The organism is Kitasatospora sp. NPDC043950, assembly GCF_056435345.1.
In genome coordinates, this window is sequence record NZ_JBWKER010000046.1 from 63,176 (window position 1) to 73,562 (window position 10,387).

The following is a 10,387-nucleotide window of genomic DNA, read 5'->3' on the forward strand; positions in this document are numbered from 1 at the left end:
TTCCGGGCGCCCGTTCGTCGAACGGCCCTGTCAGGCCAGGCTGGTGAGCACCGCCGGGTCGTACGGGACGGTCCGGGAGAGGTCGCCGCGCAGCGCCCTGGCGGCCCAGTCCGGATTGGCGAGCAGGGTGCGGCCGACGGCGACGAGGTCGAACTCGTCGCGCTTGAGGCGGGCCAGCAGTTCGTCGATGCCGGTCACGCCGGCCCGGCTGGTGTAGCCCTGGGCGAACTCGCCCTCGCCGTACTGCTGGTCCAGGCCGACCGAGCCGACCGTCACGGCGGCCTTGCCGGTGAGCTTGCGCGCCCAGCCGGCCAGGTTGAGGTCGCTGCCGTCGAACTCGGGCTGCCAGTAGCGCCGGGTGGAGCCGTGGAACGCGTCGACCCCGGCGTCGGCCAGCGGGGTCAGCAGCTGCTCCAGCTCGGCCGGGCTCTGCGCGATGCGGGCCCCGTAGTTGCCGACCTTCCACTGGGAGAACCGGAAGAAGACCGGGAAGCCCGGGCTGACGACCGCGCGGACGGCCTGCACGATCTCGGCGCCGAAGCGGGCGCGGGAGGCCGGGTCGCCGCCGTAGCGGTCGGTGCGCCGGTTGGTGCCGCTCCACAGGAAGTCGTCGATCAGGTAGCCGTGCGCGCCGTGCAGTTCGACGCCGTCGAACCCGAGTCGCTCGGCGGTCGCCGCGGCCTCGGCGAAGGCGGCCACCGTGTCGTCGACGTCCCGCTGGGTCATGGCCCGCCCGGCCGGGACGCCGTCCAGGCCGATCCCGGACGGGCCTTCGGCGGGCGGCTCCGTCCCGGTGCGCACGACCCCGGTGTGCCACAGCTGCGGGATGATCCGGCCGCCGGCCTCGTGCACCCGCCGCACCACGCGCGCCCAGCCGGCCAGCGCCTGTTCGCCGTGGAAGTGGGGCACGTGGTCGTACGCGCGGGCGGCGGCGCGGTCGACGTAGGTGCCCTCGGTGATGATCAGTCCGACCTGGTGGGCCGCCCGGCGGGCGTAGTACTCGGCGACCTCCTCGCCCGGCACGCCGCCGGGGGACTGCATCCTGGTCATCGGGGCCATCACGATGCGGTTGGGGACCGTCAGATCACCCACGACGAACGGCTCGTCCAAGCTGGACATGCTTTCTCCCGAGTTCTCGGCACTCATGGTGTGAACATTCCGTGTGCGCCTTCTCCGCCGCTCCGGCGAATCGCCGCCGGGCCGTGCGGAAAATGGTGTGGTCGGCCGCACATAGGTAACACACGATTATCGGCCCTGTTGATCGCGGCGTCCAGCGGGTGCTCTTGTCCGTGCTGCATTGCCTCAGGCGATCCACGGCATCGACACAATCATGTTGACCGTGTCCGGGAGATCACGGATAGTGGTGCAGGTGGTTCCGCGTCGCCTTCTGGGTCGCAACTGGAGAATTGATTCCCCTGCCGACCAGTGCCGCGGAAAGGAATTTCCCAGGAACGAAAGGTGGCGGAACCCAGGGTGAGCGAGAGTCGCCTTACCGCGCAGATTTCCCACGACTTGGACGGCAAACGGGCCGTGGTCACCGGCGGCAGCCGGGGCATCGGCGCCGCGATCGTGCAGCACCTGCTCGACGCGGGCGCCACCGTCGTCACCTCCGCCCGCAACCCCACCGAACACACCCCGTCCGCGGCCAAGTTCATCCAGGCCGACCTCAGCTCGCCGGCCGGGGTGCGGGCGTTCGCCGACGCCGCGCTGGACTCCCTCGGCGGGGTGGACATCGTGGTCAACAACGCGGGCGGCTGCCGGGCCTTCCAGACCGCGCTGGAAATCGAGAACGACTGGCAGTACACGGTCGACATCAATTTCCTGGCCGCCGTCCGGCTCAATGCCGCACTCGTGCCGGCCATGCGCGCGGCCGGCGGCGGGGTGATCGTGCACCTCTCCTCCATCGCGACCATTTCCTCCTACCCGATGATCCTGCACTACGCCGCCGCGAAATCCGCGCTGGAGGTGTACAGCAGGGGCCTCGCGGTCGAGTTGGCGCCGGACGGAATCCGGGTCGTCGCGATCTCCCCGGGAAACGTGATGACTCCCGGGGCGGATGAGGCGCGCGAGAAGATCGTCGACTATCTCGGCATGGAATCGGAGGGGGACTGGGCCGACGAGGTCCCGCTCGGGCGGATCGGCCAGACCGAGGACATCGCCGAGGCGGTCGGCTTCCTGGTCTCCCGGCGCGCCTCGTGGATCACCGGCAGCAACCTCGTCATCGACGGCGGCAAGAGCGCGTCCCTGTGACCGCCCGCCAGGACTGGAAGGACTGACACGATGACCGCGACAGAAGAGGGACCGCGGGCCTATCCGTTCGGTCCGGCCGAGCAGCTCGACGTGGACCCGAAGCTGGCCGAGGCCTGCGGCGAGCAGCCGGTGCTGCGGGTGAGCCTGCCCTACGGCGGCGACGCCTGGCTGGTCACCCGCCACGCCGACGTCAGGACGGTGCTGGCCGACCCCCGGTTCAGCCGGGCCGCCGCCGCGGGCGAGGACGTGCCCCGCATCGTCTCGGCCGGCCTGCCCCGCACCTCGATGCTGAGCATGGACCCGCCGGAGCACAGCCGGCTGCGGCGCAGGGTCGCCAACCCCTTCACCGTGCGCCGGGTCGAGGCGATGCGCCCGCGCGCCCAGCAGATCGTCGACGGCCTGCTCGACACCATGATCGCCACGGGCTCGCCCGCCGACCTGACCCAGATGCTCACCTGGCCGCTGCCGATCACGATGATCTGCGAACTGCTCGGCGTGCCCGTCGAGGACCGCGACCGGTTCAACGCCTGGGTGGACGGCCTGCTGATGCTCTCCGACCCGGCCCGCTCCGCACGGGACCGCGGGCACCTCAACGAGTACCTCGCCGGCCTGGTCGCCGAGCGCCGCGTCGAGCCCACCAGCGACCTGCTCGGCGAACTGGTCGCCGTGGAGGACGAGGAGAACCGGCTCACCGAGGAGGAGTTGGTCAGCCTCGGGGTCAGCCTGCTGTCCGCCGGCCAGGAGGCCACCGCCAACCAGATCGGCAACTTCGTCTACACGCTGCTGACCAGGCCCGAGCTGTGGCACGAGCTCGTCGCCGATCCCGGCCTGATCCCCGACGCGGTCGAGGAACTCTCCCGGATCATCCCGATCAGCGCCACCGCCGGCTTCACCCGGATCGCCACCGAGGACGTCGAACTGGGCGGGCAGACCGTCCGGGCCGGCGACGCGGTGGTCACCGAGTTCTCCCTGGCCAACCGGGACCCGGAGGTGTTCGACCGCCCCGAGGAGATCGACTTCCGCCGGAAGAACATCCCGCACGTCACCTTCGGACACGGCATCCACCACTGCCTCGGCGCGGCCCTGGCCAGGATGGAACTGCGCGTCGTGCTGGACACCCTGGTGCGCCGCCTGCCCGGCCTGCACCTCGCCGTGCCGGCCGACCAGGTGACCTGGCGGACGGAACGGCTCATCCGCGGAGCGGACGCGCTGCCGGTCGCCTGGTGAGACGCCGCCGGCCGGAGCGACCGCCTGACGTCAGGGAGTCGGCGGTCGCTCCGGCCGGGCCCCAGCCCGCACTTCGACATCACCCGGACACTACGGGAGGACTCAGCATGGCCGAACCACCGGAGGCGATCACCGCGGCCGTGCGTGATCCGGGCAAGGGACTCGCCGAGGTCATGGCGGCCATCATGGAGGGCTACGCCGACCGGCCCGCCCTCGGCGAACGCGCGCGGGAGCCCGTGACCGGGCGCCTGCTGCCCGGCTTCGAGACCGTCAGCTACCGCGAACTGTGGGCCCGGGTACGCGCCGTCGCCACCGAGTGGCACCACCACCCGGACCACCCGCTGAGCGCCGGCGACCGGCTCTGCATCCTGGGCTTCACCAGCACCGACTACGCCACGCTCGATCTCGCCTGCCTCCACGCCGGCGTGGTGGTCGTGCCGTTGCAGTCCAGCGCGCCGCTGTCCCAGCTGGCGCCGATCGTCGCGGAGACCGAGCCGCGCGCCCTCGCGGCGAGCATCGAGCGGCTGGACACCGCCGTCGAAGCCGTCCTCGGGGCGCCCTCGATCCGGCGCGTGATCGTGTTCGACTACCGCCCCGACATCGCCGAGCAGCGCGACGCCTTCGAATCCGCCCGGCGGCGCCTGGCCGGGGCCGGCCGCCCGGTGGCCGTCGACCCGCTGGCCGCCGTGGTCGAGGCCGGAGCCGGACTGCCGCCCGCGCCCCTGTTCGTCGCAGACCCGGGTGACGACCCGTTGGCGCTGCTCATCTACACCTCCGGCAGCACCGGCACCCCGAAGGGGGCCGTCTACCCCCAGCGGCTGGTCCGCACCGCGTGGAACGGCTTCAGCTACGGCGCGGAGGACGCACCCCCGGTCAGCGTCCACTACATGCCGCAGAGTCACCTCGCCGGCCACTGGGCGCTGATGGGCTCGCTCTCCCGGGGCGGCGTCGGCCACTTCACCGCCAGGAGCGACCTTTCCACCCTGCTCGACGACATCGCGCTGGTCCGCCCCACCGAGCTGACCATGGTCCCGCGCATCTGCGACCTGCTCTTCCAGCGGTACCGCAGCGAACTGGACCGGCGCTCCGGCGAACCCGGCGACGTCGACACGGCGGTCAAGACCGACCTGCGGGAGAACGTCCTGGGCGGGCGCGTCACCAAGGCCTTCTGCGGCACCGCCCCGCTCTCCGCCGAGGTGGCGGCCTTCGTCGAGTCCTGCCTGGGCTTCCACCTGTACACCGGCTACGGCTCCACCGAGGCCGGCGGGGTGCTGCTCGACTCGGTGGTGCAGCGCCCGCCGGTCATCGACTACAAGCTGGTCGACGTCCCGGAACTCGGCTACTTCCGGACCGACTCGCCGCACCCGCGCGGGGAACTGCTGCTCAAGACCGCCACCGCCATCCCCGGCTACTACAAGCGGCCCGAACTCACCGCCGAGATCTTCGACGCGGACGGCTACTACCGGACCGGCGACATCATGGCCGAGATCGGGCCGGACCGGCTCGTCTACGTCGACCGCACCAAGGACGTCCTGAAGCTCTCCCAGGGCGAGTTCGTGGCCGTCTCCCGCCTGGAGACCGCCTTCGTCGCCAGCCCGCTGATCCGGCAGATCTTCGTGTACGGCAACAGCGAGCGCGCCTACCCGCTCGCCGTGGTCGTCCCCGCCCCGGACGCGCTGGCCAGGGCCGACGGGGACGCCGAGTCGCTCAAACCGCTGCTCATCGAGTCGCTCCAGCGGATCGCCAAGGAGGCCGAGCTCAACTCCTACGAGATCCCGCGCGACGTCCTGATCGAGACCGAACCCTTCAGCGCCGCGAACGGCCTGCTCGCCGACAGCCACAAACCGCTGCGCCCCCGGCTCCGGGAGCGCTACGGCGAGGCCCTGGAACGGCTCTACGCCGAACTCGCCGATGGGCAGGAGCGCCGGCTGCGCGACCTGCGCCGGGCCGGGCCGGACCGGCCGGTTCTGGAGACGGTCGGCCGGGCCGCCCAGGCGCTGCTGGGCTGCGCGGGCGCCGAGCTGAGCGCCGACGCGCACTTCACCGACCTGGGCGGGGACTCGCTGTCCGCGCTGTCCTTCGCCGCCCTCATGACGGAGATCTTCCGGGTCGAGGTCCCGGTCGGGGTGGTGATCAGCCCGGCCAACGACCTTGCGCGGGTGGCGGGTTACATCGAGGAGCGGCGCCGCACCGGCGCCGCGCGGCCCACCGTCGCCTCCGTCCACGGCGAGCACGCCGTAGAGGCCCGCGCCGGCGACCTCACCCTGGACAGGTTCCTCGACGCGGCGACGCTCGCCGCCGCCCCGACGCTGCCCCGCCCCGACGGCGCCGTCCGCACCGTGCTGCTCACCGGGGCCACCGGCTTCCTCGGCCGCTTCCTGTGCCTGGAGTGGCTGGAACGGCTGGCGCCCGCGGGCGGCAGGCTGGTCTGCGTGGTCCGTGGCGCCGACGCGGCCGTCGCGGCGAAGCGGCTGGAGGCCGCCTTCGACAGCGGTGACGCCGAACTGCTCCGGCGGTACCGGGAGTTGGCCGACGGAACGTTGGAGGTGCTGGCGGGCGACATCGGCGAGCAGCGGCTGGGCCTGGCCGAGGACACCTGGCAGCGGCTGGCCGACACCGTGGACCTGATCGTCCACCCGGCCGCCCTGGTCAACCACGTGCTGCCCTACGACCAGCTGTTCGGGCCCAACGTCGTCGGCACGGCCGAACTGATCCGGCTGGCGCTCACCACCCGGCTCAAGCCCGTCACCTACGTGTCCACCGTCGCCGTGGTGGCCGGCGCCGCGGCCGCGGCCCTCGACGAGGACGGCGACATCCGCGCCACCAGCCCGGTGCGCCACCTCGGCCGGGGCTCCGGCGGCGGCGCCGCGCACGGATCCGAGCACGAGTACGGGCACGACGACGCGTACGGGTACGACGGGTACGCGCACGGGTACGCGACCAGCAAATGGGCCGGCGAGGTGCTGCTCCGCGAGGCCCACGACCTGTGCGGACTGCCGGTCGTCACCCTGCGCTCGGACATGATCCTCGCGCACGGCAGGTACCGGGGGCAGCTGAACGTGCCCGACGTGTTCACCCGCCTGCTGCTCAGCCTGCTCGCCACCGGCATCGCTCCGGGCTCCTTCTACCGGGGCGGCGGGCGCGCCCACTACGACGGCCTGCCGGTCGACTTCACCGCCGAGGCCGTCACCGCGCTGGGCGCGCGGGCCACCGAGGGCTACCGGACCTTCAACGCGCTGAACCCGCACGACGACGGCGTCTGCCTGGACACCTTCGTCGACTGGCTCATCGAGGCCGGCCACCCGATCCGGCGGATCGACGACTACGACGACTGGCTCGCCCGGATCACCACCGCGCTGCGTGCCCTCCCGGAGAAGCAGCGCCAGCACTCGCTGCTGCCCCTGCTGCACGCCTTCGCGCGGCCCGGGGAAGGCGTCCCCGGGTCGGCGATCCCCGCCGCCGGGTTCCGGTCCGCCGTGCGGGCCGCCAAGGTCGGCGCCGACCAGGACATCCCGCACCTGTCGGCGGCCCTCGTCGGCAAGTACGTCACCGACCTGCGCCACCTCGGCCTGCTTCCCCGCTGACCGCAGCACCGCACCACCATCCCCGCATTCGACCCGACGGACACAGGAGTTCGGCATGGCACAGAGCATCGGCGAGACGGTCATCTCGGGTCTGCGGCTGCTGGAGGCGAACGACTTCGCCGGCTTCCGGGCGCTGTGCACCGAGAAGGCCACCGTGTGGCAGAACGACGGCAAGGACGAGCAGGCGATCGACGAGCGGCTCGTGCACTTCAAGGCCTTCGCCGCCGGTGTCGAGTCGCTGCGGTTCGAGGTCCTCCGCCAGTTCGAGAAGCCGGACGAGGTGCTCCAGCAGCACGTCATCCACCTGCTGTCGGCCGAGGGGGTCGTCCAGGAGGTCCCGACCGTCGTCTACTTCCGGTTCGAGGGCGGCCTGATCGACCGGATCGAGGAGTGCCTCTACACCGTGCCGAAGGCCGGCACGGCCTGACCGCCCGCCTTCCTGAACCCGAACCGTCAGGCAGGCGCTGCGGCGCGGGAGTCCCGGAGGCTGCGGCGGGCGGCGGCGGTGACGAGCAGGACCCAGAGCAGGCTGAGGCCGCCCAGGGCGTAGACGCCGCCGTGCAGGAAGGCGAGGTCCAGGTCGGTGCCGGCCGGCGGGGCCCAGCCGTCGGGGTCGACGAGGACGGTGGTGGTGGTGCCGGCGGAGGACGACCCGGAGCAGCCCGAGCCCTGGAACTCCGGGTGCGGCAGCGGCTTCCCGTCCGCGCGGCGGATCGCGCAGGACCAGCTGGTCCGGCCGCTGCGGTCCTTCGAGCTGTGGGCCTCGGTGACGACGACCTCGGTCCGCTCCCCGCGGTGCGCGAGCACCTCCGCCCGGATGGTGGTGGGTGGCAGGGCCAGCAGCAGGACCCCCAGCAGGACGCCGGGCCAGAGCACCCAGCCGGCGGCCCGGACCACCATCAGCCCGCCCAGCGAGGTGATGAGCACCAGCACGGCGAGGATCGTGAACAGGGCGGAATAGTCCGGGTCCACGGCGAGCGCCATCAGGCCGACGAGCAGCAGCGGGGCGAGCACCGCGACCAGGCCCGCCGCCCGGCGGATGGTGCGGGGCGCGAGCGGGTTGTCCTTCCGGGGTCTCCGCTTGGCGGTCTTCGGCCGCTGGGCGGCGGCCGCCGCGCTCAGTGGTCTCTTCTGCTTCTTCCTGCCCTGTGCCATGTGGCCCCCCGTTCGGTGCTGCGTCGGACTGCTCGCGACAGTCTGACCTGCGGTGCGGAGGTGCGGAAGACCGGGGCCGCAAGCCGTCACGGCCGGCCGGGTCGGGCCGGTCAGACCCGCCCGAGTCCGGCCTGCTCCAGGTCGAGGTCGCGCTGGAGGCGGCGCAGGGTGGTGTCGCTGATGAGGTGTTCCGCGTAGAGGCGGTGCAGCCGGGCGTTCTGCACGGTGATGACCTCGTGCCGGAGTTGACGGTAGGCGGCGTCGGCGGTGGTGCCGTCGGGGGTCTCGGGGGTGCGGTCGAGGCGGGCGGCGAGGCCGCGCCGGACCCGGTCGATCGCGGTGTCGGGCATGACCTCCAGCGCCGCGAGGTGGTCGACGTGGTCGAGGGCGGCGCGGTTGAGGGCGTCGCGGGCGTCGTCCTCCTCGCGGGCGGTGTGCTCGGGCTCCAGGGCGAGCCCGGAACGGTGGACCACGGCGGCGAGGGTCAGGCCCTGCACGACCAGGGTGAGGACGACCACCGCCGTGGTCAGCACCAGGACGAGCGGGCGCCCGGGTATCCGGTTGCCGTCCGCGGTGAGCAGCGGGATGGACAGGGCCGCCGCCAGCGGCATGACGCCCCGGGTGCCGGCCCAGGTGACGACCCCGGCGACCCGCCAGGACAGCCGGCCGCGGGCGGGCTTGACCCCGCGGGTCAGCGGCAGCGTCCACAGCACCCGGACGGCGATCAGCACGGCCGCCAGCGCGAGCGCCTGGAGCGGCCACCAGCCGGTGCCGGCCGGCAGGTCGCGGACCAGGGCGGGCAGTTGCAGGCCGACGATGCTGAACACGACGCTCTCCAGCAGGAACACCACCACCGCGGAGACGGCGTGCAGCTGGAGCCGGATGCGGGCGTCGGTGAGGCGGTGGCCGGAGCGGCCGAGCAGGACGCCGGCGACCACGACCGAGGTCACCCCGGAGGTGTGCGCGGACTCCGCGAGCACGTACGCCGCGTACGGGGTGACCAGGGCTATCACGGTCTCCAGGACGGGGTCGGCGGTGCGGCGCCGGATCAGCCACACCAGGCCGGCCACGGCGGCGCCGACCAGGCTGCCGCCCCCGCCGAGCAGCAGGAGCTCGCCGCCCGCCGCAGGCAGGTCCACCGTGCCGCCCACGGCCACGGCGACGCCGACGGCGACCTTGAACAGCACCAGCGAGGTGGCGTCGTTGAACAGGCTCTCGGCCTGCACCAGCACCTGGACGCGCCCCGGCAGCGCCAGCCGGCGGCCGAGCGCGGTGACGGCCACCGGGTCGGTGCTGGACAGGACGGCCCCCAGCACGAACGCCATCGCGGGCGGGAGCCCGGCGACGGCGACGGCGACGAAGCCCACGGCGGCGGCGGAGGCGAAGACCAGGCCGAAGGAGAGGATCGTCACCGGGCGCCACACCGTGCGCAGATCGCGCAACGACAGTTCCTCGGCGGAGGAGTAGAGCAGGGGTGGGAGCACCACCAGGGCGATGGCCTGCGGCGGTACGTGCAGCGCGGGCACACCCGGGACCATCGCGACCGCGAGGCCGACCAGGACCAGCAGGGAGGGCGCGGGCACCCGCAACCGCCGGGCGAAGGTGGCCACGCTCGTGGCCAGAACCACCAGAACCAGAACGATCCCCACGGCGTGCATCTGCGGAAACGACCCATCACGACGATCGGGGTCGCCGCCGCCCGAGCGCTGCGGTCGTCCCCCGAGCCGACCAGACTTCCCGGCACACCGTCAATCATCTTATCGGGTCGTTTGCGCGGGACGGCAGGGTGCCCGGCAGGTCGTGCCCCTCAGCGGCGCCCGAGCAGCCTCGCCAGGAAACCGCCGCTCTTGCGCTTCGTCCGGTCGCAGGCGCAGCGGCCGGACTCGGGCACCCCGGCGAGTACCTGGTCGACGTGCATGCCGCACCCCGCGTAGCTTGCCTTGCCGCACGTCCGGCAGGTGGTTCGTCGACACATCGCGCTGCTCCTCACGTCGCACCCCCGGATGGGGTGGCCAGTCCTTTCAGGATACCCCACCCGGTATTTTTGGACGCGTGCCCCGGGCTGGCGCCCCGGACCTGGGGGGGGGGGGGGGGGGGGGGGGGGGGGGGGGGGGGGGGGGGGGGGGGGGGGGGGGGGGGGGGGGGGGGGGGGGGGGGGGGGGGGGGGGGGG

The 10,387-nt window shown here is 73.0% G+C and carries 8 protein-coding genes; 4 read left to right on the forward strand and 4 right to left on the reverse strand.

Annotation, left to right across the window (positions count from 1 at the left end):
- Window positions 1-30: 30 nt before the first annotated feature.
- Entirely contained in the window at window positions 31-1,119 is a 1,089-nt protein-coding gene (locus AC07BF_RS27660; protein WP_400988611.1) for an NADH:flavin oxidoreductase, read from the reverse strand.
- A gap of 393 nt (window positions 1,120-1,512) precedes the next feature.
- Between AC07BF_RS27660 and AC07BF_RS27665 the strand changes: the two genes are divergently transcribed.
- From AC07BF_RS27665 to AC07BF_RS27680, 4 genes are all read left to right on the forward strand, one after another.
- Window positions 1,513-2,250, forward strand: a complete 738-nt coding sequence (locus AC07BF_RS27665; RefSeq protein ID WP_478334064.1) for an oxidoreductase — start codon at window positions 1,513-1,515, stop codon at window positions 2,248-2,250.
- 30 nt (window positions 2,251-2,280) lie between these two features.
- Window positions 2,281-3,477 (forward strand): cytochrome P450, encoded by a 1,197-nt coding sequence (locus tag AC07BF_RS27670; RefSeq protein ID WP_363587136.1) that lies wholly within the window; start codon window positions 2,281-2,283, stop codon window positions 3,475-3,477.
- A gap of 107 nt (window positions 3,478-3,584) precedes the next feature.
- The gene (gene car / locus AC07BF_RS27675; RefSeq protein WP_478334065.1) at window positions 3,585-7,061 is read left to right on the forward strand and encodes a carboxylic acid reductase; all 3,477 of its coding nucleotides are present in this window, start codon (window positions 3,585-3,587) and stop codon (window positions 7,059-7,061) included.
- Window positions 7,062-7,116: 55 nt separating this feature from the next.
- Window positions 7,117-7,488 (forward strand): nuclear transport factor 2 family protein, encoded by a 372-nt coding sequence (locus AC07BF_RS27680; RefSeq protein WP_363587138.1) that lies wholly within the window; start codon window positions 7,117-7,119, stop codon window positions 7,486-7,488.
- A 26-nt stretch (window positions 7,489-7,514) separates the two neighbouring features.
- Here the strand turns inward: AC07BF_RS27680 and AC07BF_RS27685 are convergent, their stop codons facing one another.
- The 3 genes from AC07BF_RS27685 to AC07BF_RS27695 form a co-directional block, all read right to left on the reverse strand.
- A complete protein-coding gene (locus AC07BF_RS27685; RefSeq protein WP_363587139.1) occupies window positions 7,515-8,216 on the reverse strand; it encodes a hypothetical protein in 702 nt (233 codons plus the stop codon).
- Window positions 8,217-8,326: 110 nt separating this feature from the next.
- Entirely contained in the window at window positions 8,327-9,874 is a 1,548-nt protein-coding gene (locus tag AC07BF_RS27690; RefSeq protein ID WP_478334066.1) for a Na+/H+ antiporter, read from the reverse strand.
- Between the two features lie 149 nt (window positions 9,875-10,023).
- Window positions 10,024-10,191: a hypothetical protein gene (locus tag AC07BF_RS27695; protein ID WP_363587141.1), complete on the reverse strand. Its 168-nt coding sequence runs from the start codon at window positions 10,189-10,191 to the stop codon at window positions 10,024-10,026.
- Window positions 10,192-10,387: the final 196 nt, after the last annotated feature.